The following is a 24,615-nucleotide window of genomic DNA, read 5'->3' as shown; positions in this document are numbered from 1 at the left end:
GAAATGGTGGGTTACAGGCACTCTTGTGGAGAATTTTTTCTTCTCCACGAGCGATTTTCCACTTGCTTTTTCTTCTGATCTGGACGTTTGCGCCAGACTGCGCTAAATGCCTCGTCGCGCCCGCCGGGGGAGGGTTTGGCGCGTTAAGTGCCTGTGCGAGGTTATCTGATGCTACGTTACATAATGGCTGTTGCCACATTGGCAGCAACCATGCTGCCAAGTGCTTCCTTCGCCGAGAGGGAAGCTACCGATTCTGCTAAGCAAGAACTTGTCGCCCGCAATGAATTGCCGGCGCAAAGTTTCCGTGACTATTTCAAATTGTTCAAGCCGCGCAAGTCGGCCGAACCAATTCAAGTCTCCTATTCCAAGGACTGGCTGGACCAGCAACCGAAAGCCACCGGGGATGAAAATTGGCAGTGCCTGGCTGAGGCGCTGTATTTCGAAGCCCGTGGTGAAAGCGTGCGCGGTCAGTTTGCCGTGGCCGAAGTGATCCTGAACCGGGTCAAAAGCAGCCGCTTTCCTGACAGCCTGTGCGGTGTGATCCGCCAGGGCACGGGCAAAAAATACCAGTGTCAGTTCACCTATACCTGTGATGGCCGCAAAGAGGTGATCCACGAACAGAAAGCGTTCGAACGTGTATCAAAAGTGGCGCGCGCGGCCATTGACGGGATCTCGAAGGAATTGACCGAAGGGGCGACCCATTATCACACAACCGCTGTGCGTCCGTCCTGGGCGCGGGTCTACAAACAGACGGCCAAGATCGGTGTGCATATCTTCTATCGCCACAACTACCGGACGGCGAGCAACTGATTGACGCACCCGCGCTGGAAGCTTGATGGCGCGGGGCATGTTGCGGTCTATATTGCGGGTCAGGAGGCCCGCAATGCCATTCAATCGAAGACAATTCCTGCAAGCCGCGGCAGCAGTGTCGTTGCTGCCCGTTGCGGCGAAGGCCGAGTTCCCGCAGCTTGAGGCGCGTGTTGCCCGTCAGCGCCTTGCGCCAGAAGGGTTTCCTGAAACGGAAATCTGGGGCTTTGAGGGTGCGGTTCCGGGCCAAACGCTGAAGTTCCGGCAAGGAGATCGAGTTCAACGCCGCTTTGTAAACAAGCTTCCTCAACCGACGTCGATCCATTGGCATGGTATTCGTATAAACAATGCGATGGACGGGGTGCCGGGCTTGACGCAAGAGGCTGTCGCGCCCGATGGAACCTTTGACTATGACTTTGTCGTCCCTGACGCTGGCACCTATTGGTATCATGCGCATAATCGCTCGGTTGAACAGGTTGCGCGCGGGCTCTATGGGCCCCTGATCGTCGAGGAAGCCGCCGGCCCCAAAGTAGATCAGGACTTAATCCTGATGCTGGATGATTGGCGTCTGGACCCGGAAACAGCGCAAATTACCGATGATTTCAACAATGGCCATGATCTGAGCCATGCGGGCCGTCTTGGGAACATCGTCACCGTCAATGGCGTGTTTGATCCGGCCTTCTCGGTGGGCCGAAACCAGCGCCTCAGGCTCCGCCTGATCAATGCATCAAACGCCCGGATATACGATCTGGACATCGACGGCCTGGCCGGATGGATCGTGGCGCTGGATGGGATGCCTCTGGAATTCCCGCTGAGGGTCGCGGACACTTTCCCGTTGGCCCCCGCGCAAAGGGTTGATTTGATTGTCGATGTACTTGCCGCGACCACAGCAAGTCTGGTCAGTGTCGAGCGAGACGGCGGCTTTGGTCTGGTGCGGTTCGATGTGAAAGAAAGCGCGGCCCGTGCCCCGCGCGATGGCATAGCATCCCTTCCACCCAATCCCGTGCCTGAGGTGACGCAGATCAGCACTGCCCCGTTGCACCAGATGGTTTTACAGGGCGGGGCGATGCGGTGGTTGCAAAGCGCGCAGCTTGGCGGTGCGGACTTGTCAGGGCGTGAACTGGCGCAGCTTGGGCGGTTCTGGGCGTTAAACGGTATCGCCGAGCGCCCATATGATCCGTTTCTGGATGCCGCGCGGGGCAGCATTCACCGGATTGCGTTCGTAAACGAAACCGCTTTCCCACATGCCATGCATCTGCATGGTCATCACTTCCGTCTGGTATTGGAGGATGGGTCGCTGGGTCCCTGGCGTGATACGGTTTTGATTGAACGAGGGCAGACCCGGCAGGTGGTAATAGTCGCGGATAATCCGGGGGATTGGTTGTTGCATTGCCACATGCTGGGTCATGCCGCTGCGGGAATGATGAGCTGGTTCCGCGTCACCTGACGCCGCAATCAGTGGTTGGAATGGCGTTTGCATGAATGTTATAGGCCCTCGCAACGCCTAAACTGGGCGAACTGTCTCACAAGCCGGAAAAGGCCTGATCCATGAGTTCTGAAATCCGCCTTGCCTTTGCGCACCCGTCTGAACGGTCCGAGGCGACCTCGCCCCGAGGGCCGCTGGATCGCATCTCACTTCGCGATCACACCGTCGAAGTTGAGATCGGAGCTTTTCAGGCCGAGCGCGGCACGACCCAGCGCATCTGCTTTAACATCGTTGTCGAAGTCCGCCCGCTGACGGCGGATATTGACGATGATGTGGATCGTATCCTGTCGTATGACCGAGTGACCGAAGCGATTGCCTATGAGCTGGCCGCAGAGCGTCTGAACCTTCTGGAAACGCTCGCCGAACGAGTGGCCGAGCGTATCTTGTTGGAACCGCAGGCGGTGCGCGTGTTTGTCCGGATCGAGAAACTGGATCGCGGACCCGGAGCGCTGGGGGTCGAGATCGTGCGCGGCAAGGATGCGATTCACCACGATGTGGTCGAAGAAGAACGCCCGCATCCGCGTCTTGTTTTCCTGTCCAATGACGCCATTGCATCTGGCAACCTGAAAGGCTGGATTGATCAGTTGGAAAACCGCCAGCGGCCATTGATCCTGTGTGTTGGCGCCTCTGATCTGGAAGTGCCGCAAACCGGCCACGCCATGACTCAGCGCCGGATCGACCTGCTGTCCATCGAACAAAACGCATGGGTTTTGGCCGCACGGGATCACCGCTGTGTCGTTGTTTCAACTCGAACCGAGTTGGATTGGGCGATGAAAAACGGCCAAATCTGCGTTTGGGCCCCGTCCAAGATCGTGTTGGATGCGGTTGACGGTCCATCAGCTGCGCCTTCGGACGCGGTTGCACTAGCCGCGTGGTTTGCCGCGACATTCGAGGCCAGCGAGATGATGGTCATCGGAGGCGAGTTGCCGAAAGAACCCAAGACGCCGCTGTGCTCGGTTGCCGTCGATCAGGCACAATTGTGAGGGAATACTACCGCCCGCTCGTTCAACATGGCGCGGCCCGGCCCGAGGACGCTGTGCCGTTGGCGGGTCAGGCGCTCTGGTTTACCCATGTCGAGGTTCTGTCGTGGGGTCGCGAGCCAAGTGTCGTCATGGCGGCAGAGGTCCCGGCTGATCAGTTGGACCGCCTCAGCCGTCCGCGCGCAGCTATTGCGGGCCTCGACATGGCACAACCTCAGATCATGGGCATTCTGAACGCCACGCCAGACAGTTTCTCGGATGGGGGTGTACATAGCACCGTCGACGCGGCGCGGGCAGGCGCGGCTGAAATGGTCGCTCATGGCGCAACCATTCTGGACATCGGCGGCGAATCTACGCGACCCGGCGCAGATTTTATCCCTGAAGACGAAGAAATAGCCCGCACGCGCCCGCTGATTGAAGCGATCCGGGCAGAAACCGATGCTTTGATTTCAATCGACACCCGCAAGGCGGCTGTGGCCAAAGCGGCCTGTGCCGCCGGGGCGGGATTGGTCAACGATGTGTCTGGCTTCACCTTCGATCCCGCGCTTGCCCCGTTCTGCGCCGGGCTCGGCGCGCCGGTTTGCGTGATGCACATGCAGGGCGATCCGGCCACGATGCAGGACGATCCACAATACGATGACGTCGTGCTGGACGTTTACGATTTTCTGGAAAGCCAAATCGCTCGTCTAGAGGCGATGGGCTTGAGCCGCGACCTGGTCATCGTTGATCCCGGCATCGGTTTTGGCAAAACCGAGCAGCACAATCTGGCCCTTCTACGCAATCTCAGCGTGTTTCACGGGTTGGGCTGCCCGATTCTGTTGGGCGTGTCGCGCAAGGGCTTTATTGGATCAATCGGGAAAGAGCCGCAAAAAACCGCCCGCGCGCCGGGATCAATCGCCCTTGCTCTGGACGGATTGTCCCAAGGTGTGCAGATCATCCGGGTGCATGACGTGGCCGAAACTGCTCAGGCCTTGCGTCTATGGGCTGCGGTCCGGTAATCCGGTCTCAACGATTTTGGTGAGGGGTCATTGATGCGCAAGTTGTTCGGAACAGATGGTGTGCGGGGCACGGCCAATACCCATCCGATGACAGCCGAAATGGCCTTGCGTATCGGGGCTGCGGTTGGGCGGTATTTCCGCCGTGACGCCTCAGGCGTACACCGTGTGGTTATCGGTAAAGATACGCGACTGTCCGGCTATATGCTGGAAAACGCGCTGACAGCAGGTTTGACCTCAACTGGAATGAACGTGCTGCTGTTGGGCCCTGTGCCGACACCCGCAGTGGGTCTGATGACCCGGTCCATGCGCGCCGATCTGGGGGTCATGATTTCGGCCAGCCACAACCCGGCCATCGACAATGGGATCAAGTTTTTTGGGCCTGATGGATTCAAACTGTCCGATCAGGCCGAGATCGAGATTGAGCGCTTGATTGAAGAGGGCGTCAGCCCGGCCCAAGCACAGAATATCGGCCGCGCCCGCCGCGTCGACGATGCGCGTTTTCGCTATGGCGAGCGGATCAAATCCTCTTTGCCACGCGATGTGCGGCTGGATGGCCTGAAGGTTGTGATCGATTGCGCCAACGGGGCCGCGCACCGCACCGCGCCGGAAGTGCTGTGGGAGTTGGGGGCCGAGGTGATCCCGGTTGGCATTGCGCCGAACGGCAAGAACATCAACCTCAACTGCGGATCGACACAACCGCAATTGGCCGCAGAGACGGTGGTGGCGCATGGTGCGAATGTGGGGATTTGCCTGGATGGCGACGCGGATCGGGTCGTCGTTATCGATGAGACTGGAAAAGTAGCGGATGGCGATCAGTTGATGGCCTTGCTGGCCTCGGCCTGGGCTAAGTCTGGCCAGTTGAAAGGCGGCGCTTTGGTCGCCACCGTTATGTCTAACCTTGGGCTAGAACGGCATTTGCAATCGCAGGGTTTGCAGCTGGAACGCACCGCGGTTGGCGACCGATATGTGGTCGAACGCATGCGAGACGGTGGCTTCAACCTGGGTGGGGAACAATCCGGCCATATCGTGATGAGCGACTATGCCACCACCGGTGACGGGCTTATGGCAGGTCTGCATTTTCTGGCCGAAATGGTTCTGTCGGGCCGTAAAGCCTCGGATCTCGCGCGGCAGTTTGAGACCGTGCCGCAACTGCTTAAGAACGTCCGCTATGCTGCCGATCAGGCCCCACTTGAGGCGCAAAACGTTAAGGCAGCTATTGCCGATGCCGAGGCTCGCCTGAGCGGGCAGGGGCGTCTGTTGATCCGAAAATCAGGCACCGAACCATTGATCCGCGTGATGGCGGAGTGCGAGGATGACGCGCTTCTGTCTCAGGTGGTCGATGGCATCGTGGCCGAGGTCGAAGCGGCGGCCGGCTAGCGGCCGATCAGCAATTTACGCAGGCTGAACCACTGGCTGATCGCCAGCCCGGTCAGGATCATCGCCAGAGCGATGAAGAACCGCAGTGGCAGAGCCTCGGACAGAACCCATGCGCCGAACACCATCGACCAGATCGGAACCTGATAGTTCACCAGCGTCAGAAAGACTGACCCCGCACTGCGAATGATCGAGACCCGCAGAAGCGTTGCAAAGGCGGTCGGAACCAGCCCTAGGATGATGATGGCAAGACCCGAGCGCGCGCCTTCCCATTCCGGCAGCTCTTCTATGACCAGCATAAGCGGCAGCAAGCAGATTGCGCCGACCACAAGCGTTAGCGCGGCCAGAGTCACCGGGTCGATTGGCGGGCAGCGCCGGGTGAAGATCGAGGCCACAGAATAGCACAGCGCAGCTGTGATACAGGCAAGCTGGGCCAAAGGCTCGGCCCCTTGTCCGATCTGGGCAAGCCCCGGACCTATCAGGACCAAAGCGCCAACAAACCCCAGAGATACCCCCAGCATTCTGCGCGCATTCAGCGGTTCGTCGGAAAAGAAATGGGCCAATGGTAGAACCATCAGCGGGATCGCTGCCATGGAAAGGCCTGCGAAAGCCGATGGAACATATTGTTGACCCCAACTGAGCAGCATGAAGGGCAGAGCGGTCGACAGCAACCCGATGATGACAATCGCCCCCCAAAGGCGGCGATCCGGTCCGGGCATCCGACGACCAGTGACAGCCATCAAACACAGCAGGGTGATCGCCCCCAGCGTCGTCCGTGCCGTTGCGACGGTCACGGGTCCATATCCATCTAGCGCCATGGCGACCACCATGAACGTACCACCCCAGATGAGGCCGAGTGAAATCACACCACTCCAATCGCGGTAGTTGGGATCATGAACCATAATTCCCCCTTATCCTTTGATTTTACAGATGTCACGTGGCTGAATTTGACAATACGTAAGTTATAACTTACGGTAAGTTATGACTTACCATGATACATTTTCAGCCCTAGGTGATCCAACGCGCCTTAGGGTTTTCGAAGCGGTAGCGGCCCGGCCTTCTGCGGTCGGGGCCTTGGCGGAAACGCTACCCGTCAGCCGCCCAGCGGTATCGCAGCATCTGAAGGTTTTGTCTGACGCCGGATTGGTCGAATGCCGATCAGAAGGGACGCGTCGTATTTACTTTGCACGTCCAGATGGGTTGGACAGCATTCGGGCATGGCTGGAAAGACACTGGTCGGACGTGCTGGGCAGTTTTGCAGAAGAAATCAATCGGGAAAGGCACGATGTATGACCAATCCAATTGTCAAATCTATTACCGTGAACGCTGCGCCGAATAGGGCTTTTGATGTCTTCGTTCATCGCGTTGCAAACTGGTGGCCGCTGGACGGCCATGCAGTGTCGGCCTCCAAGGGAAAACCAGCGCTGGCGGTCATGATCGAGCCCTGGGTTGGTGGTGCGGTGTATGAAACGATGTGCGATGGCGAAAGGGCCGACTGGGGCGAGGTGCTTATCTATGAAGACGGGCGGCGCGTGGCGTTCACTTGGCATCCTGGCACGAACAAAGACTTTCCCACTCAGGTTGAAGTGCTTTTCGAAGAGAGCGATCCCGGCAAAACCCTTGTGACATTGACCCACTCGGGGTGGGAAGTCTGGGCTGCAGAGGCGCCGGAGAAACGTGGCGGATACGATACAGGCTGGGATTTTGTTCTAGGCGAGTGTTACGCCAACGCATTCACGAAATAAAAAGGGCGACCACTTGGGTCGCCCCAACTCTGACATCTGTCAGGCTTAGTTCTTTTCTTTGTCGACCATTTTACCGGCCGAGATCCAGGGCATCATGGCGCGCAGTTTTGCACCGGTTTCCTCGATCATGTGCTCGTCATTTGCACGGCGCGACGCTTTGATGGTCGGCTGGCCAACGGCGTTTTCCAGCATGAAGTCGCGAACGAATTTACCCTGCTGGATGTCGTTCAGAACCTCTTTCATACGTGCTTTGGTCTCGTCGTATTTCAGGATACGCGGGCCGGTGACGTATTGGCCGTACTCAGCCGTGTTCGAGATCGAGTAATCCATGTTCGCGATACCGCCTTCATAGATCAGGTCAACGATCAGCTTCACTTCGTGCAGACACTCGAAGTAAGCCATCTCGGGCGCGTAGCCCGCTTCGACCAGAGTTTCAAAGCCGCAGCGGATCAGCTCAACCAGGCCACCGCACAGTACGGCTTGTTCGCCGAACAGGTCGGTTTCGCATTCTTCGCGGAAGTTGGTCTCGATGATGCCCGAGCGGCCGCCACCGATGGCCGAGCAGTAAGACAGGCCGATTTCCAGCGCTTTGCCGGTTGCATCGTTGTCTACAGCAACAAGGCAGGGCACGCCGCCGCCTTTGGTGTATTCGCCGCGAACGGTGTGGCCGGGGCCTTTGGGGGCCATCATGATCACGTCGACGCCTTCTTTCGGCTCGATCAGGCCGAAATGCACGTTCAGGCCGTGAGCGAAGGCAATGGCCGAGCCCGGCTTGATGTTGTCATGCACGTATTTCTTGTAGGTTTCAGCCTGCAGTTCGTCGGGCATGGTGAACATGATGACGTCGCACCATGCGGCCGCTTCGGCGATACCCATGACCGTCAGACCTTCACCTTCGGCTTTCTTGGCCGAGGGCGAACCTTCGCGCAGGGCGACGACCAGGTTCTTCGCACCCGAGTCGCGCAGGTTCAGTGCGTGCGCGTGGCCTTGGCTGCCATAGCCCAGGATGGCCACTTTTTTGTCTTTGATCAGGTTGATGTCGCAATCGCGATCGTAGTAGACGCGCATTTCGCCGGTCCTTTCTGTTTCGATTGCTGTGCTTTTAGCCGGAGCTTTTGGTATTGGCGAGCGCGTCGGCATCAGATATTCACAAAAAACAAGAAGAAGTATTCGTGTTGGTGAAAGATTCTGGAAAATTCATGCTTGATGAGATTGATCGACGTATCTTGCGCCATTTTCAGGCCGAGCCCAGCCTTTCGACCGCTGAATTGGCCGAACGGTGTCGGATCACGCAAGGTGTTTGTTGGCGACGTATCGAAAAGATGCAGGCCGCAGGAATTGTCGAGGGCCAAGAGGCAGTGATTGACTGGACCGCTTTGGGCTACGCGGTCGAGGTGTCATTGCGTGTGACACTGGATAAGACACAGCCGCGCGCATTTGATGAGTTCACCGCTGCAGCCCGACAGGTGCCAGAAGTGATCGAGATACAGACCTTTCTGGGTAGGGTGGATGTGCGCCTGTCCATTCTGGCAAAGGATATGGCGCATTATCAGCAGCTGTATCGGGATCGCATCCTGACCCTGCCGCATATCGCTGATATCGAAGCGTTAATGCATATCGCGCGGGTCAAGCGGGACGAGGTGCTGCCGGTATGATCGAACTCGACGAAACTGATCGACAGATCCTGCGCGCCCTATGTCTGGACGCAACCCAAAGCGCGGGTGCCCTTGGTCGCAAACTCGGATTGTCACAGCCCGCCACGTGGCGGCGTATTCGCAGGCTCGAAGAGGCCGGCGTCATCAAGGGCCGCCGGCTGCGCCTGAATGCCGAGGCTTTGGGGTTCGGCGTTACGGTTTTCCTGGGTGTGAAGCTGGCCCGCAAAGGACAGGTCAGTCTGGAAGATTTCGAACGCGCCGTCAGTGCTATCCCCGAAGTGCAGACTGTCGAACATGTGTTGGGGCTGTATGATTACCGGTTGCGCGTTGTGGCGCGGGACTTGTCCGATTTCGAACGAGTGCTGCGCCGCCGGATCATGACCCTGCCGGGTGCAGGCGATGTTGAGGCGAATGTTCTGCTCAGCGAGGAACGGCTGCCCGGGCCGATTGGCTGACGGCGTCTAGTACTTTGTCCGGATGCGATAGCTCGGGTGATGCGTGATCCGCGCAAAACTTAACGGGGTGTCATCTTTCCATGTCGTCTTTTCCATCTGGATCATCGAGGTTCCCGCCGTCGTACCCATGAACTCAGTAAGGCGACTGTCAGCCGAGACTGCGCTGAACGAAACTTCAGCTTCGTTAAACGGCGCGGCGTTCAACAGCCATTCATGCGGACCACTATCGGTTAGGTTGGCATCTTCGATCTCGGGAACGGCTTCGATATTGATCCACCGCTCTTCCAACTGAAAGGGGCGGTTGTCGGCATAATGCATGCAAGTCAGGTTCAGAACACGTGCGTCGCATGCAACGCCGAGCTGAGAAGCCAGCCATCCCGGGCTTAATTCCACATTCCGCTCGACCAGCGCATACCGATAGTCAGCGTTTTGGTTTTGCACCATCTGCCGGGCCAGCAAAAGCTCTAGCTTTGCATGACGGCTTGGTTCCTTTTTGACCCGCGTCCCGCTTTTGCGCTTGCGTTCGACAAAGCCCTGATCGGCGAGTTCGCGCAGCGCCCGATTCACAGTTGCACGGGCGCAGTTGAACTCTTCAGCCAGTTGCGTTTCTGTCGGTAAAAGCGAGCCCTGAGGCCAGATGCGGCTTTCGATACGACGTTTGACTTCGTCACGAACGACCTGGAAGCTGATCCGCTTTTGAACATTCACCTGTGAAATTATCCCTTCAAGCAAAAAGTGTATGCATCTGGTCAGAAGCAAGCAAAAGTGTAAAGGGGAGCTGATACTAATTGGCGTCATTTTTGCTGTATTTGAAGCCTTTAGTACGGAATCTCAGGGATTGTTTCACTTGACCTTGGGTCAGTTTTGTCGCGCCGTTTTGCCTTTACCCGCTTAGGTAATCCCGCCAGTCTCCCCGAAAAGTCTGAGGAAAGGATTCGAAATGCCTGCATTGCTGGAAACCGTGGATCCAAACGGTCTTGAAGAGTTCTCGGTTGTCTTTACCGATCGCTCGTTGAATCACATGTCGTCGAGATTTCAGCAGGTCATGCGCGATATCTCTGACATGCTGCGCGAGGTATACAACGCCGATGGCGTTGCCATCATTCCCGGCGGTGGCACCTATGGGATGGAGGCTGTTGCCCGTCAATTCGCTCGCAACGCCGAGGTTCTGGTGGTGAGAAATGGGTGGTTTTCCTACCGGTGGAGCCAGATCGTCGAAAGCGGTGCTTTGACCAAAGCGGTGACTGTCCTGAAAGCCCGGGAAACGGGGAATTCCAGCCCATCGCCCTTTGCACCTGCACCTATCGAGGATGTGGTTGCCACCATTCGTGAGACCCGCCCGGATGTGGTCTTCGCACCGCATGTGGAAACCTCGGCCGGGGTGATCCTGCCCAATGACTATGTGGCCGCTATGGCTACTGCTGCGCATGAGGTCGGTGCGTTGATGGTTCTGGATTGCATCGCGTCTGGCTGCGCCTGGGTGGATATGAAAGCAACCGGTGTGGACGTCCTGATCTCGGCCCCACAAAAGGGCTGGAGCGCATCGCCCTGCGCCGGTCTTGTCATGCTGTCCGAGCGGGCCGAGGCGCGGTTGCAAGAGACCGCGTCCGACAGTTTTGCAGTGGATCTCAAAAAGTGGCGTCAGATTATGCAGGCCTATGACAATGGGGGACATGCCTATCACGCCACTATGCCCACGGATGCGTTGACCGCGTTTCGCGATACGATGCTTGAGACGCAAGGTTACGGGTTCGAGAAGCTGCGCGATGCGCAATGGGCGTTGGGCAATGGTGTGCGGGCGATGCTGAAGGAGAGGGGTGTTGTCTCGGTGGCCGCGGATGGATTTGGCGCGCCAGGCGTTGTTGTCAGCTATACGGCTGATCCGGACGTTCAGAATGGAAAAAAATTCGCAGCGCAGGGAATGCAGATCGCGGCTGGCGTGCCGCTGCAATGTGACGAACCGGCTGGGTTCAGCACGTTTCGGCTTGGTCTGTTCGGCCTCGACAAGCTGTATGATGTCGATGGCACCATCGCCCGCTTGAAACGCGTTCTGGATCAGGTTCTATGAACCTGTTGGGCCTTAGCGAACGCCGAGGCCCATCTGCATCAGCGTCTTGCGTACTGGTGCCATCGAATACAAGGCGTTCAGCCCCATAGCGCGGGCATCGCGCAACGGGCGCGCCTCGATCATCGAGGCGCGGTTCAGCAGGTCAATGCCTTTAACCCGCAGGTCAATCTCGGCATGGCGCGCCTTGTGATAGGCATCCAGCATTTGCGCGTCGCCCAAACCATCGGGTCGGGCTTGCGCCAGATCCAGCAGCGACCGCAGATCACCCAGCGACATGTTCAGGCCTTGCGCGCCGATAGGGGGCACCACATGGGCGGCCTCGGCCATCAGCGCGATGCGCTCGCCCGACAGGCGCGCAGCAGATTGGCTGATGATTGGCCAGATCGTCCGGCGCGAGGCCAGTTTCAACGGCCCGAACAAACCGCAGGACCGCTCGGTCATCGCGGTTTCGAATGCATTGGTATCGAGGTTCAGCAACTCAATCGCACGTGGCCCGCGTTCCATCCAGACGATTGCAGATGAAGGTTGACCCTGCCAATCGGGCAAAGGCACCAGCGTGAAGGGGCCACCGGACAGGTGTATCTCGGTCGAGACGTTTTCATGCGCTATGGGATGTGTGACGGCAAAGGCAAGCGCTTTCTGGCCATAGCGTGTGGTGTGAACTGTAATTCCCGCGGCTTCGCGCATGGGAGAATTCCGACCGTCTGCAGCGATGATCAGTTTGCACTGGAGCCGGCTGCCATCACTCAGGCCGACACGCGCCTCAGCGGTGCGGGTGAACAGGCTGACGGTACCTGTTCCGGGGCGGAAATCGACGTTGGGCAACTCGGCCAGCCGAGCCACCATCTCGCGTCGCAGCAGCCAGTTGGGCAGGTTCCAGCCAAATGGCTGATCCGAGATGTCAGAGGCGTTGAAATCCCGCACCACGCGCGGTTCAGGGATGTCACCGCCCGCGTCAACGATACGCATAATCTGCAAGGGAGCTGCGTACGATTTCAGCCGGCCCCACAATCCACACTGTTCCAACAACGCCTGCGCGGGCTGAAGAAAGGCCGTGGTCCGCAGGTCTGACCCATCAACATCGCGTTCAGTGATCGGAGGGGTCGGGTCAACGCAGACCACATTGTACCCAGCTGTGCCAAAGGCCGCCGCCGCAGTCAGGCCCGCGATTCCTCCGCCGGAAATCAGAATGTCACAGCTGTTGATCATGGCGCTTACTCCGTTCCCGGCAGACCCTAGTGCGGTTCCGCCGCCTGCGCCAAGTGACATCCTGTCTCGTGCCCTATCCGCGTGAAATCAGGATGAGGATCAGGAACATGATTGGAACCATCAGTACCGCTGGGATGTAAAGACCCGGCAGACCGAATAGCAAAGCCGAGCACCCCCACATGCTGAAGATCGCCGCCGCGGTGTACACAAGGTCCTCAGGTTCGCCCTCTGCGGCGTCTCGTGCCAGCCAGCCAAGCAGGGGAATTCTATAAAACAAGCGCTGCCAAATCGGCTGGCGCCGAGGCATCTCGATCGCGGTCATCGGGGTCTCCGTTCTGTTCGTCGCAAAACGGGATATAGGATTGATGCTGCAGGTGCAGAATGTGCAGATCGTCGCAGTGTGACAGCCTATCGCAGGCGCGCCAGAAAGGCGGTTAGATCGTCCGTGTGATGGTGGATATGGTCGGCCTCATGCGGGTCTGGCGCGACGTGAACGGTGCGCATTCCCATCTCGTGCGGGGCGGCCAGATTGCGGGGGTCATCCTCGAACATGGCAGCCTTATCGGCCTGAATGCCATCCTGCGCAAAGATCGTCTCGAAAGCTGCTTTCTCCGGTTTCGGGCGATAGCCTGCATGTTCGACGCCGTAGATCGCATCAAACAGACCTGTCAGCCCACGCGCCTCAAGTACGCGTTCGGCATAGGGCGCGCTGCCATTGGTATAAACGATGCGCCGACCGGGCAGGGCGCGGATATGGGCAGCCAGTTCGGCATCGGCGTCCATATGGCTCATATCGACCTGATGGACCGCATGCAGATAGGGATCAGGGTCCAAATCGTGTTCAGCCATCAACCCTGCCAGCGTGGTGCCATACTCGCGCCAGTAGTGGCTGCGCAGCCGGTCGGCCTCGGCCCGGTCCACGCCGATGGCCTGTACGACGTAATCCGTCATCAACACCTCGATCTGGTCGAACAGGCGCATGTGCGGCGGATAAAGAGTGTTGTCCAGATCGAACACCCATTGGGTGACGTGGCTAAAGGCAGGTTTGACCATGATGTGGGTTTAGGCTGCAATCTGGTGCTTTTCAATGCCGGGCTTGATTGCACGGCCCGGACACGGATAGACATGTCCGAACGAGGAGACGTAAGACACATGCCCCAATCCCGACAATCCAACAAGGACGCCTATAGCCTGATCTTGGAAGCGATTGACGTGGGTGTCTACAAACCCGGCAATCGTCTGGTTGAAAGTGAGTTGGCCGAGCGGTTTGGTGTCTCGCGCACTCCGATTCGCGAGGCGCTGCAGCGGCTTGAGACGCAGTCTTTGTTGGAACGGGACGGACGGTCGCTGATCGTGGCGTCTTTGGATCACAACCAGATGGCCGAGTTGTATGTGGTACGGCGTGAGTTAGAAGGTCTAGCCGCCCGTCTGGCCGCCAAGCATGCCACCGAAGAAGAAATCAGAGTTCTGCAGGAAATGGTGGCCGAGGATGATGCTTTGGTCGATGACCCAACCGCCTTGGCGCGGGCAAACCGTCGGTTTCATGAGCAGATACATTTAGCCTCGCACAACCGGTATCTGGTGCAGCAATTGGATCTGGTGCACCGCACGATGGCCTTGATGGCAACGACGTCCCTGGCGGCTCAAGGGCGGGGTGAGATTGCGCAGAGCGAACACAAAGCCATTGTCGATGCCATAGCCGCACGGGATGAAGAAGCCGCAGGCCGCGCCCTGAAAGAGCATATCTCCGTCGCGTTTATGACACGCCTCAAACAGGATGCCGTGCGGCGGGAAAACTGACGCTCAGATCTGTTGCAGGTCCTCGGCTGCTTGGCCGTGTTGGGTTTTATCCCAGAAGAACGGGTTGAACACCAACTCCCACAACGCCTTGTAGGCGGCAACGACGCCCAAGGGAAAATACAGCCCCATCGTCGGCACCCATGGCAGAAGGAACCGCCGCTCGCGTGCGGCGACGGCCAGCATCCCAACCGCAGTGTTGATCGCTTCGGTTACAATGAACAGCATTAGCAAAGGCGGGATGAGAGCAGAGGGCAAGATGGTTTGCATTGGGTTCGACACACCCAGTGTCGATAACCAAAAGACCCATAGTACCGGAGCCAGAAGGAACTGTCCCAGAGTGCCCAGAAAGAACGCCTGTACCCCGGCAAACTTCATCGGTCCAAGATCGCGGTACAGTTTCAAGGGGCTGCGCATATGCACCAGATAGGTGACCATAAATCCCTTGAGCCAGCGCGAACGCTGTTTGACCCAGGGCCAGGCGCGGAAATTGGCCTCTTCATAGGTGGTGGTATCAACCATCTCAGTGCGGTATCCGGCACGGCTGAGGCGCACGCCCAGGTCTGCATCTTCGGTCACATTATGGGCATCCCAGCCGCCCAGTTCGACCAGCTTGTCACGGCGAAAGAAAAACGTGGTTCCACCTAATGGCACCACAAGGCCCAACCGGGCAATCCCCTGCAAAATAACGCGAAACCAGCTATTGTACTCAATCGCAAAACAGCGCGAGCGCCAATTGGTGCGAGGGTTGTAATAGTCCAGAACCCCTTGCAGGCAAACCACATCCGGTGCGGCTTGGGTGAAGTGTTCGACAACGCGTTCGATCTGATCCGGTTGAGGCGCATCTTCGGCATCCCAAACGCCCAGAATGTCGCCCCGGCAGAAATCCAGCGCATAGTTCATCGCGCGCGGCTTTGTGGTCAGGCCGTTCAACTCGGGAACTTCGACGGTTCTGATCCAACTGGGCAGATGGGCCTTGGCAACGGTTTCGCGCGTGACTTCGTCACTTTCTTCCAGCACCAGGATCACATCCAGCAGCGCCTTGGGATAGGTCAACCGTTGCAAGCGTTGGATCAAAGCGCCTGCAATCTCGCGCTCTTTGTACAGCGGGACCATGATAGAGACACAGGGTTGTCGCAGGGAAATCGGGGCGGATTTGGGATCAGCCTCGCGTGGTCTGATCCGCGACACCAGAAAGGCCAACGCGCCTGCCACTCGCAAGATCATGAACAGGATCAACGTGGTAACGGCCGCAATCAGAAGAACGGAAAGCCCCAACTTCGGCATCAGCGCAAAGAGGGTCGTCACCCCAATTGCACCCAAAACCGGAACGGCGCGCGAAACCGGTGTCCAGGTGCGGCAGCTTTGCGACTCATCAACGCGTGCTTCGGCAGCATGGGCCAAAGGCATCGCAAATTGCTGCGATATCACCCGGTCAATCTGGTCTGGCGCGGCCAGAACCGGGATGATGGCATAGGGGCAGTCCTGCATTTCAGCGGTGACAGTTGGAAACCGGTCAGGCCGGGCAGTGGCGACCAGAAGAAGGGGGCCGATGCGCATCCACGGGATGACATTATGCGCCAGCCAGAATTCCACCGGCTTGAACTCGGACAAGCCCGGGGCGGGCGGGATTTCTTCAAGGTCGGCAATTTTCCAGCCGCTTTGTGTGGACAGGGCCGTCAGAACATCAGCGCGACTGACCCACCCCTCGCCAACCAGAATTTCGCCCAAAGAGGCTTTCTGTCGCGTTTGGAGGTCCAGCGCTTGCCTCAATTGATCCGCCGTTATTGCGCCTTGTTCAATGAGACAGGCCCCAAGGGGTTTGCGCAAACCTTGCGGCGGGATCGGTGCTGCAGAGGTGAAATTCTGAAGATTCAATTCAACCATTAAAAAAACCCTGACGCAGCGACCTGTCGTCAGGGTTGATCCATTTAGGTTAATAGCGGGTTAACCTTGGGCAGTGGGCGATTATGCCTGCGCTTTACGGCCCGCCATGGCGTCAGCGAAACGCTCGAACAGGTAGAAACTGTCCTGCGGTCCGGGTGACGCCTCAGGGTGGTATTGAACCGAATAGACGGGGCGATCCGTCATGCGGATGCCGCAGTTCGATCCGTCAAACAAGGATCGATGGGTTTCTACAATGCCCTCGGGTAGGGTCTCGGCATCCACCGCAAAGCCATGGTTCATCGAGGTGATCTCGACCTTGCCGGTCTCCAAGTCCTTGACCGGGTGGTTCGCACCATGATGGCCGTGGTTCATCTTGATGGTCTGCCCGCCAAGCGCCAGAGCCAACATCTGGTGGCCAAGGCAGATGCCGAAGACCGGCAGTTCTGTCGTCTCAAGAATTTCTTTGATCATCGGCACGGCGTACTCACCAGTCGCGGCCGGATCGCCCGGACCGTTTGACAGGAACACTCCGTCGGGATTGTGAGCCAGAACCTCGGCGGCGGTGGCGGTTGCCGGCAGCACGGTCACATCGCAGCCCGCCGAGGCAAGACAGCGCAAAATGTTGCGCTTGGCGCCATAGTCGATTGCAACGACCTTGTGAACAGGCGCTTCCTGACGGGCATAGCCCTCGGGCCAGGCCCACCGCATTTCATCCCAGCGATAGCTTTGCGCGCAGGTGACTTCTTTGGCCAGGTCCATGCCTTCCAGACCGGCAAACCCACGCGCCGCTGCAATCAATGCCTCAATATCGAACTTCCCTTCCGGGTCATGGGCCAGCGCCACATGCGGCGCGCCTTGTTGACGGATCGCTCGGGTCAGGCGGCGGGTATCAACGCCGCCGATGGCGATCCGGCCACGGCGAGCCAGCCAATCCTTCAACTCTTCGGCGGAACGCCAGTTCGAGGGTTCGGTCGGATCCCATTTGACCACCATACCGGCGGCCACCGGATCGTTGGTTTCGTCATCTTCGGGGTTCACACCGACGTTGCCGATATGCGGGAAGGTGAAGGTGACGATCTGTCCGGCGTAAGAGGGATCAGTCATGATTTCCTGATACCCTGTCATCGCGGTGTTAAAGCACAGCTCGGCCACAGTTTGGCCTGTTGCGCCGAAGCCTACGCCATAAAACAGGGTTCCGTCGGCCAGAGCCAGACATGCGGTGGGCTTGGACGGGGCATTCTGGACCATGGCGCAACTCTCCTAAAGGGTAAATCGGCGCATAACTAAGGGGGTTATGCCTTCGGGTCAAGTGTGTTCAAATTTTTGGCTATCGTTATTTATCAATAGGTTAAATGGTTTCGCACCCTGTTGTATCATGCTTTTTGTTTGGATATGTTCGGGGTTCCTTTGTCATGGGGATGGACAAACCAAATGGACATGCGATCACGGGTGAACACCGCCCTGAAGCAAGCAATGAAAGACAAAGCGGTCGAACGTCTATCGACACTGCGTCTGATCAACGCCGCAATCAAGGATCGGGATATCGCCTCGCGCGCTTCCGACAATGAAGAGGCGAAAGGGTGCGGCGATGCCGAGGTTCTTGAAATTCTTGGTAAAATGACCAAGCAGCGCAAGGAAAGCGCGCGCGCTTATGAAGAGGGCGGACGCCTGGATCTGGCCGAACGTGAAATGCGTGAGGTTGCGATCATCGAGGAATTCCTGCCCAAACAGCTGGATGACGATGAGGTCACACAGGCAATCCAATCGGCGATCACGTCCACTGGTGCCGGTTCGATCCGGGATATGGGCAAGGTGATGGGTGAGCTTAAGACGCGCTATACCGGCCAGATGGATTTTGGCAGGGTCGGCCCCATGGTCAAAGACCACCTCTGTGCCGCATCAAGCGACGGCTGCTGAGCATCCAACCAGATGTGAACTTAGCTACTGCGCGGCAGGACCGCGCAGTCGTTCCACCAGCTCATCATATAGGCTGATACGTTCCTCTTCAGACAGGAACGCGCCAATCTCTACCTCGCGCCCGTCACCGACAAGGGTGACGTAGTAAGGAACCGGTCCGCCTTTCCTGTGCATCTCTGGACGCGCCCAATAGCGGTTGCAGGACCATTCCTGCTGTTGCCTACCCGGTGTGCGATGGATCAGCTGGGCGCGGGTCCCATTCAGTGTGAGCACCTCAAACACGCTGCGTGCCTTGTAGTTCGTTTGGATTGCCAGCCACAGGCCCAGAACTGTCAGCAACAAGAAGGGCAGCAGACCCCAAAGTACGACCGATCCCAGCATCGCCAGGATCGGGATCAGCCCAAACAGAAATACCGAAAATATGACGATCATTGCCCCACGTGGTGGCAACGAATTGTGTGGCCACAAGCGTAGCTCTTGTTCCGTGTCCGAGGTTTGGGTCCATTGGTAGGGCATGGCTGAAACCTAGCGTATGAGCCTGCTGTGTCGATGGCAAAGTTTAGACGACATGTCCAACGCGAGCCCAGGACAAAGCGTCGTCCAACCTATCATCGCCCCAGAACACTTCATCGCGCACAACAAAGCTGGGTGCACCGAAAACGCCGAGTTTGGTCGCGCGTTCGGTTTCGGCCTCAAGCCCGGCAATACAATCTGCGTTGCGGGCACGCGCAAGTGTCAGGCGCGGATCCTGCTGACAACGCAACAAGGCTTCGGACAAGGCGGATTCGCTACCAGCTTCAACGCCCTCTTCAAACCAGATCCGGTAGAGGTTCTGGGTGAAATCCTGCCCCCAACCGTCCTGCATCCCCAGAAACGCGACCTGATTGGCAAGTCCCAGGTCCGAGATGGGGTAGGGTGCAGGCAGTTTTGCGTGGATGTGATACTTGGCGGCCCGACGCTCAATATCCCGCCACATATATGCGGTCTTTTGGGGTTTGCCTGCAAACGGCGTGTTCTGCTGCGCCATCATGACCGTGCGCACGTTAAAGGGGCGCCAATGCACGGTTGCATCGGTTTCGGCGCACCAGTCATCCAACCTCATAACGGTCAGAAAGCTGTAGGTGCTGCCGATCGAATACCAAAAGTCGATTTCAGGCATATGAACCCTCCGGGTTGCCGGAACAGTTGCCCGGACGAGAATAGCTTATTTTCGAGTATTTGGCGAATTGAACGGGCTGCGGGGTTTTTGGCAAGCGGTTCGGAGCGGGCGAGCTTTTTGTTTCGAAACGACCTGGCGTCGTGCTTCGTCGTATGGGAAGTGGACATCCCGGTGTGTCCCTATAGTCTCTGCGCATGTCTTTGTTGAGCGATCTAGAGCATGTAGTGACGACGGTATTGTCGACCGATCCCAGTTTCAACAAGGTCAAGCCCAACGCGTTGGATCAGTGTATCGCTGACGCTCGACGGGATGCGCTTGCCGATGCAAAGGACGACTTTTTGATGTCCTTGATGCGCTTGCTCGCCCTTCCGGGGAATGGGCATACCCGGCTTGTTCCGAACAATGCAATCTCAGTGCTGCCCTTGCGGTTCGTTGCCATCGGTAGCCACGTGAACCTGGTGGGAAGTGCGCCAGGCCTTGGTGCCGTACCGGGTGCGCGGTTGATCGCTGTGAACGGTGTCTGCGTGAAAGACATCGAGGCGCGTGCTGTCGACTATTTGGCGGGAACACGTCAGCGTAAACGTGTAGTTGGCCCGATGCTATTCGCATGGCCGCACGCCTTGAAACGCTTGGGTGTTTGTAAAGAGGTCGGTTTGCTCGAATACGAACTCCGCACGGATACGGGGCAAACAACCTATCTGAGAATGCACGCCGAAGACACGGTTTCTGGATCAATCTGGTATCCAAGAAACGAACACGGAAAATCCGATGCGGCATGGGTCCCAACGGAGTTTCTGAACGTTCGGGATTTTCTCGAAGACGGGCTCTTGCTTGCGTTTCCTAGTTTCTTTGACCTGAGTGAAAAGAAGCTGCCTGATGCGATATTTTCGGCCGCCGAACACGTAAGGTCGTGTGCGAGCACACCTCTTCTTATTGATGTCCGAGGGAATACCGGCGGCGATTTTCTTAAAACGATGCCTCTTATCGATGCGATATCGGATGGTGCAGAAAATCGAAAGGTTGGATTGCTCGTCGACAAGTTTACGTTCTCTGCCGCGATTGTGTTCGTGGCGATTGTCAAACACCGTTTGGGAGCCAGATGCCAAATCATAGGTGAGGAAATGGGCGATGGGCTCACGTTCTTTGCTGAAGGCGGCCTGCTCGATCTGCCCGCGAGTGGGGCGCGTGTACGATACTCGACCGCATATCACGATTGGGCAACCGGTCGGATCGATGAAACGACACCCGCCGAAATCGCCGAGCAAATCGTCCCGGTTGGAACACTTAAGCTGGACAGATCCTGGGTCGCCGGGGCGCTGAACGCGGATCCAGCAGATGGGGCCTATCGCGACATCCTCAGAGGAATGAACAAGTGACCCCATGTGCGCTGCGTCAGCGAATGTGATGTCTCTTATGTGACCGCGGCATTTTGGTGCTTGCTGGACAAAGAAAAACCCCGCCGATTTGGGCGGGGTTTTCTGTGGTCTCTGACCGGATCAGTGCGCGTGGCCTTTGTCCCAGTCTTCCTGCTTTGGCAGCTGCTCGAACGTGTGTTCAGGCGGTGGGGTGGGCAGGGTCCATTCCAGCGTGTCTGCGTATTCGTTCCACGGGTTCGGACGTGTCTCTTTCGCGCCACGGAACAGGGCGTAGAACACGATGCCGAAGAACAGCAGGAACGAGGCGAAGGACACGAATGCGCCAATCGACGAGACATAGTTCCACTGCGCGAACGCTTCGGGATAGTCGATATAGCGGCGTGGCATGCCCTGACGGCCCAGGAAGTGCTGCGGGAAGAAGGTCAGGTTCGCGCCGATGAAGAACATCCAGAAGTGAACCTTGCCCCAGAACTCCGAGTACTGACGACCCGTCATCTTCGAGAAGTAGAAGTAGACGCCAGCGAAGATCGCAAAGACGGCACCCAAGCTCATCACATAGTGGAAGTGAGCAACCACGTAGTAGGTGTCGTGATACGCGCGGTCGATGCCCGCCTGCGACAGAACCACACCGGTCACACCGCCGACTGTGAACAGGAACAGGAAGCCAAAGGCAAACAGCATCGGCGTTTTGAACTCGATCGAGCCACCCCACATGGTCGCAATCCACGAGAATACCTTAACACCCGTCGGAACCGCGATCACCATCGTGGCCAGCATGAAGTAGGCCTGCTGACGCAGTGACATGCCAACTGTGTACATGTGGTGCGCCCAGACGACGAAGCCCAGAACACCAATTGCAATGATCGCCCAGACCATCGGCAGGTAACCGAAGATCGGCTTGCGCGAGAAGGTGGCGATCACGTGGCTGATGATGCCGAAGCCTGGCAGGATCACGATGTACACTTCCGGATGGCCGAAGAACCACAGGATGTGCTGATACAGGATCGGGTCACCGCCACCGGCCGGATCAAAGAAGGTGAAGCCAAAGTTGCGGTCCATCAGCAGCATGGTGATTGCGCCTGCCAGAACCGGCAGCGACAGCAGAATCAGCCACGAGGTGATGAAGATTGACCAGCTGAACAGCGGCACCTTGAACAGGGTCATGCCCGGCGCACGCATGTTCAGGAAGGTGGTGATCATGTTGATCGCGCCGAGAATCGAGGAGGCGCCCGATACGTGCACGGCGAAGATCGCCAAGTCCATGGACATGCCGCCTTCGGTCGTCGACAGCGGCGGATACAGAACCCAGCCCACGCCCGAGCCAAGCTGATCGTTACCGCCGGGGCTCAGCAGCGAAGCGATACCCAGCGAGGTACCAGCGACGTACAGCCAGAAGGACAGGTTGTTCATCCGCGGGAACGCCATATCCGGCGCGCCGATCTGCAAGGGCATGAAATAGTTGCCAAATCCACCAAAGAGGGCTGGGATGACAACGAAGAACATCATCAGAACACCGTGATAGGTGATCATGACGTTCCACAGGTGTCCATTCGGGGTACACGGGTCGGCCATGAACCCTTCGAGGCACATGTACTGCACACCGGGGTGCATCAGTTCAAGCCGCATGTAAACGGTCATCGCCACCGAGATCAGACCGGCCAGAGCCGAGAAGATCAGGTAGAGAATCCCGATGTCTTTGTGGTTGGTCGACATGAACCAACGCACAAAGAAACTGCGCTGGTCTTCATGATCGTGACCATGAATGGCTGCGTCTGCCATTATAGGTGCCTCCTGTTGCAACTGCACCGCGCAGTCGGACCTCTCCAACGCGCGGGATTCCTGCTGGTTTTAGAATGCGAAGAGGGCGCCTTCAATGGTCGAGTTTGATATGGATCAAGATTAATTGTCGCGGGCAGCGGTTGCAGCACTTGGTCAAAGGGTACACATGTCTTTGCTGGAGGACTCTGAATGATGCTGAAATACGCGACGACCGAGCAGGCAAAAGCAGCGTCAGGGCTGCGTATGATCGTGGTTGGCGGCGTGCCCAGCCCCTGGAGCGAGGCAGCCAAAGGATTGCTACACGTCAAGAACGTACCCTGGATGCCCGTCTATTTGGATCAGCAGGACCGCGCACAGGCCGTTTGGGCCCAGACAGACAGCGCGCCGGTTGCATTTTGGGAAGACGAAAACCCGGTTTCAGACGCGGCCCAGATCGTTTCGCTGGTTCAGCGCATCGCGCCTGACCCGGATTTGGTTCCTGAGGCGGCAGCCTCTGAGATCATGGAGTTCATAAGCTTACTGGCGGCCCCCGGTGGGCTGGGCTGGCACAGGCGGTTGCAGCAGATCCATGCGGGGCTTGAGGGGCGGGATGGAGGATTTCGCCCCAAAATCGCCGCCTATCTGGCGGCAAAATACGGGTATGACCCAGAGGCAGGCGCTTTGGCCGAAGGGCGTGCAAATGCAATCCTGAAAAACGTCAGCGCTCGGCTTGAAACCGGGGGAGATTTTCTGTTCTGCAATCGTCTGACCGCCGCAGATATCTACTGCGCAGCCTTTATGGCCCTGTTTTCACCCTTGCCAGATATACTCTGCGCCATGCGGCCCAGCACCCGAACTGTGTTCGCGCATGTCTCGGATGAATCGAGGGCAGTTTTGTCATCTGGTTTGTTGGCGCACCGGGACAGAATGTATCAGGACTGGTTGGCGACGCCCTTGTCGCTGTAGCACCCGTTTTTTTGCGGCTTGACCGCATCGATGGGGCCTCGCACAAACGCAGTTAGGAAACCAGCATCCAACCGGAGCCTGCATATGTCCAGCTATGACCCCGACAACATCTTCGCCAAGATCCTGCGCGGCGAAATCCCGTCGACCCGTGTTTACGAGGATGAAGACACGCTGGCCTTCATGGATATCATGCCGCGATCAGACGGCCATTTACTGGTCATCCCTAAAAGCCCGTGCCGCAACATGCTGGATGCTACGCCCGAACAACTATCTGCAGTGATGGCGACCGTGCAGAAGCTGTCCCACGCGGTGAAACAGGCGTTTGAGGCCGACGGGGTCACCATCCAGCAGTTCAACGAAGCAGCTGGTGGGCAGGAGGTATTTCACCTTCATTTCCATGTTCTGCCCAGGCACGAAGGTATTTCAATGCGCCCGCCGGGCAATATGGGGGATTTTGATCTGATTGCCGAGCATGCGGAAAAGATCAGGAAGGCGCTAAACTGAGTGAGACGATGGAAACGCGCTGTCTATGCCGGGTATGGCCCTGAGTTTGGTGAAACGCACAACTTTTGAGCACTCAAAGCCTTTGCAAACAATGCTCAGCCTGCCGCGACCAGCGATAGCGCTGTGATCTTGCAATAGGGATGATGTGGTTTTGAAGGGATGGTCCAGTCAGTCGAAAGCTTAGAAAGAGAATTGCCGTTCCGATTTGGGGTCGGAACGGCAGACTCGTAACCAAACACTGATCGGATTTCACAGGGCAAGCCCTGGATCACCGGTTTAACATACCACTCACTCTAGATTGGCTGTTCCATGCTACTCGTAAACATTGGCATTGTATTCACAGAAGTGAACGTTGGTTAAAATGAGAGTTAATATCGTTGCAAAATTATGCAAGACCTAGAAAATTGGGAAACAGAGCGATCTGAGTTCATGGGATTGTGTCTGCGAGCTATCAAATTGCGATTCGAATCACTT

Annotated in this window: 26 protein-coding genes; 15 read left to right on the top strand and 11 right to left on the bottom strand. The window is 57.5% G+C overall.

The genetic code is table 11. The features are described from left to right. The first annotated feature begins 168 nt into the window (after positions 1-168). The 5 genes from ACR0KG_RS13425 to glmM all read left to right on the top strand — a co-directional run bounded on the left by ACR0KG_RS13425 (position 169) and on the right by glmM (position 5,648). Positions 169-810, top strand: a complete 642-nt coding sequence (locus ACR0KG_RS13425) for a cell wall hydrolase (protein ID WP_480547888.1) — start codon at positions 169-171, stop codon at positions 808-810. A gap of 73 nt (positions 811-883) precedes the next feature. Next, positions 884-2,254, top strand: a complete 1,371-nt coding sequence (locus ACR0KG_RS13420; RefSeq protein WP_480827557.1) for a multicopper oxidase family protein — start codon at positions 884-886, stop codon at positions 2,252-2,254. Positions 2,255-2,355: 101 nt separating this feature from the next. Then, entirely contained in the window at positions 2,356-3,276 is a 921-nt protein-coding gene (locus ACR0KG_RS13415) for a dihydroneopterin aldolase (protein WP_480827556.1), read from the top strand. Continuing rightward, a complete protein-coding gene (gene folP, locus ACR0KG_RS13410; protein WP_480827555.1) occupies positions 3,273-4,271 on the top strand; it encodes a dihydropteroate synthase in 999 nt (332 codons plus the stop codon). Before ACR0KG_RS13415 ends, folP begins: the two co-directional genes overlap by 4 nt. 33 nt (positions 4,272-4,304) lie before the next feature. After that, positions 4,305-5,648, top strand: coding sequence for a phosphoglucosamine mutase (gene glmM / locus ACR0KG_RS13405; RefSeq protein WP_480547892.1), 1,344 nt, complete (start codon positions 4,305-4,307; stop codon positions 5,646-5,648). Here glmM and ACR0KG_RS13400 read toward each other — a convergent pair. Beyond that, positions 5,645-6,547, bottom strand: coding sequence for a DMT family transporter (locus tag ACR0KG_RS13400; RefSeq protein WP_480827554.1), 903 nt, complete (start codon positions 6,545-6,547; stop codon positions 5,645-5,647). The genes glmM and ACR0KG_RS13400 overlap by 4 nt on opposite strands. Before the next feature lie 79 nt (positions 6,548-6,626). Here ACR0KG_RS13400 and ACR0KG_RS13395 point away from each other — a divergent pair, with 79 nt between their 5' ends. Next, positions 6,627-6,938: an ArsR/SmtB family transcription factor gene (locus ACR0KG_RS13395; RefSeq protein WP_480541107.1), complete on the top strand. Its 312-nt coding sequence runs from the start codon at positions 6,627-6,629 to the stop codon at positions 6,936-6,938. Further along, complete coding sequence (locus ACR0KG_RS13390; RefSeq protein WP_480827553.1) at positions 6,935-7,390, top strand: SRPBCC domain-containing protein; 456 nt, start codon at positions 6,935-6,937, stop codon at positions 7,388-7,390. Before ACR0KG_RS13395 ends, ACR0KG_RS13390 begins: the two co-directional genes overlap by 4 nt. Positions 7,391-7,435: 45 nt before the next feature. Here the strand turns inward: ACR0KG_RS13390 and ilvC are convergent, their stop codons facing one another. Beyond that, a complete protein-coding gene (ilvC, locus tag ACR0KG_RS13385; protein WP_480547896.1) occupies positions 7,436-8,458 on the bottom strand; it encodes a ketol-acid reductoisomerase in 1,023 nt (340 codons plus the stop codon). A gap of 131 nt (positions 8,459-8,589) precedes the next feature. Here ilvC and ACR0KG_RS13380 point away from each other — a divergent pair, with 131 nt between their 5' ends. Continuing rightward, complete coding sequence (locus ACR0KG_RS13380) at positions 8,590-9,045, top strand: Lrp/AsnC family transcriptional regulator (RefSeq protein ID WP_480541110.1); 456 nt, start codon at positions 8,590-8,592, stop codon at positions 9,043-9,045. Beyond that, entirely contained in the window at positions 9,042-9,500 is a 459-nt protein-coding gene (locus ACR0KG_RS13375) for an Lrp/AsnC family transcriptional regulator (RefSeq protein ID WP_480827552.1), read from the top strand. Before ACR0KG_RS13380 ends, ACR0KG_RS13375 begins: the two co-directional genes overlap by 4 nt. A 6-nt stretch (positions 9,501-9,506) precedes the next feature. Here the strand turns inward: ACR0KG_RS13375 and ACR0KG_RS13370 are convergent, their stop codons facing one another. Continuing rightward, positions 9,507-10,208 (bottom strand): GntR family transcriptional regulator, encoded by a 702-nt coding sequence (locus ACR0KG_RS13370; RefSeq protein ID WP_480547898.1) that lies wholly within the window; start codon positions 10,206-10,208, stop codon positions 9,507-9,509. 232 nt (positions 10,209-10,440) lie between these two features. Between ACR0KG_RS13370 and ACR0KG_RS13365 the strand changes: the two genes are divergently transcribed. Beyond that, entirely contained in the window at positions 10,441-11,568 is a 1,128-nt protein-coding gene (locus ACR0KG_RS13365) for an aminotransferase class V-fold PLP-dependent enzyme (protein ID WP_480827551.1), read from the top strand. Positions 11,569-11,580: 12 nt separating this feature from the next. Here ACR0KG_RS13365 and ACR0KG_RS13360 read toward each other — a convergent pair whose 3' ends face one another. From ACR0KG_RS13360 to ACR0KG_RS13350, 3 genes are all read right to left on the bottom strand, one after another. After that, on the bottom strand, positions 11,581-12,777 hold the full coding sequence (locus tag ACR0KG_RS13360; protein ID WP_480827847.1) for a UbiH/UbiF family hydroxylase: 1,197 nt from the start codon (positions 12,775-12,777) through the stop codon (positions 11,581-11,583). Positions 12,778-12,850: 73 nt separating this feature from the next. Continuing rightward, positions 12,851-13,099, bottom strand: coding sequence for a hypothetical protein (locus tag ACR0KG_RS13355; protein ID WP_480827550.1), 249 nt, complete (start codon positions 13,097-13,099; stop codon positions 12,851-12,853). A gap of 86 nt (positions 13,100-13,185) precedes the next feature. After that, positions 13,186-13,830 carry a pyrimidine 5'-nucleotidase gene (locus ACR0KG_RS13350; protein WP_480827549.1) on the bottom strand — a complete coding sequence of 215 codons (645 nt, stop codon included), beginning with the start codon at positions 13,828-13,830 and terminating at the stop codon, positions 13,186-13,188. Between the two features lie 99 nt (positions 13,831-13,929). Here ACR0KG_RS13350 and ACR0KG_RS13345 point away from each other — a divergent pair, with 99 nt between their 5' ends. Then, on the top strand, positions 13,930-14,577 hold the full coding sequence (locus ACR0KG_RS13345; RefSeq protein WP_480827548.1) for a GntR family transcriptional regulator: 648 nt from the start codon (positions 13,930-13,932) through the stop codon (positions 14,575-14,577). Between the two features lie 3 nt (positions 14,578-14,580). Here the strand turns inward: ACR0KG_RS13345 and ACR0KG_RS13340 are convergent, their stop codons facing one another. Then, complete coding sequence (locus ACR0KG_RS13340) at positions 14,581-16,461, bottom strand: glycosyltransferase (RefSeq protein ID WP_480827547.1); 1,881 nt, start codon at positions 16,459-16,461, stop codon at positions 14,581-14,583. Between the two features lie 81 nt (positions 16,462-16,542). After that, positions 16,543-17,709, bottom strand: a complete 1,167-nt coding sequence (gene carA / locus ACR0KG_RS13335; protein WP_480547902.1) for a glutamine-hydrolyzing carbamoyl-phosphate synthase small subunit — start codon at positions 17,707-17,709, stop codon at positions 16,543-16,545. Positions 17,710-17,892: 183 nt separating this feature from the next. Between carA and ACR0KG_RS13330 the strand changes: the two genes are divergently transcribed. Beyond that, positions 17,893-18,378 (top strand): GatB/YqeY domain-containing protein, encoded by a 486-nt coding sequence (locus ACR0KG_RS13330; protein WP_170532647.1) that lies wholly within the window; start codon positions 17,893-17,895, stop codon positions 18,376-18,378. A gap of 24 nt (positions 18,379-18,402) precedes the next feature. Here ACR0KG_RS13330 and ACR0KG_RS13325 read toward each other — a convergent pair whose 3' ends face one another. After that, positions 18,403-18,894: a DUF2244 domain-containing protein gene (locus ACR0KG_RS13325; RefSeq protein ID WP_480541130.1), complete on the bottom strand. Its 492-nt coding sequence runs from the start codon at positions 18,892-18,894 to the stop codon at positions 18,403-18,405. A 43-nt stretch (positions 18,895-18,937) separates the two neighbouring features. Next, positions 18,938-19,537, bottom strand: a complete 600-nt coding sequence (locus ACR0KG_RS13320; RefSeq protein WP_480547903.1) for a DsbA family protein — start codon at positions 19,535-19,537, stop codon at positions 18,938-18,940. Between the two features lie 224 nt (positions 19,538-19,761). Here ACR0KG_RS13320 and ACR0KG_RS13315 point away from each other — a divergent pair, with 224 nt between their 5' ends. Further along, positions 19,762-20,913, top strand: coding sequence for a S41 family peptidase (locus ACR0KG_RS13315; protein WP_480547904.1), 1,152 nt, complete (start codon positions 19,762-19,764; stop codon positions 20,911-20,913). A 120-nt stretch (positions 20,914-21,033) separates the two neighbouring features. Here ACR0KG_RS13315 and ctaD read toward each other — a convergent pair whose 3' ends face one another. Beyond that, positions 21,034-22,692 (bottom strand): cytochrome c oxidase subunit I, encoded by a 1,659-nt coding sequence (gene ctaD, locus ACR0KG_RS13310; protein WP_480827546.1) that lies wholly within the window; start codon positions 22,690-22,692, stop codon positions 21,034-21,036. A gap of 189 nt (positions 22,693-22,881) precedes the next feature. Here ctaD and ACR0KG_RS13305 point away from each other — a divergent pair, with 189 nt between their 5' ends. Together ACR0KG_RS13305 and ACR0KG_RS13300 are read left to right on the top strand one after the other, a co-directional pair. Then, a complete protein-coding gene (locus ACR0KG_RS13305; RefSeq protein WP_480827545.1) occupies positions 22,882-23,637 on the top strand; it encodes a glutathione S-transferase family protein in 756 nt (251 codons plus the stop codon). Positions 23,638-23,721: 84 nt separating this feature from the next. Further along, a complete protein-coding gene (locus ACR0KG_RS13300) occupies positions 23,722-24,141 on the top strand; it encodes an HIT family protein (protein WP_480498693.1) in 420 nt (139 codons plus the stop codon). Positions 24,142-24,615: the final 474 nt, after the last annotated feature.

The sequence above is a fragment of the Ruegeria sp. H4 genome, assembly GCF_056533065.1.
Note: the sequence above shows the minus strand (reverse complement) of the source record. Positions and strands in the feature narration are given on the sequence as shown.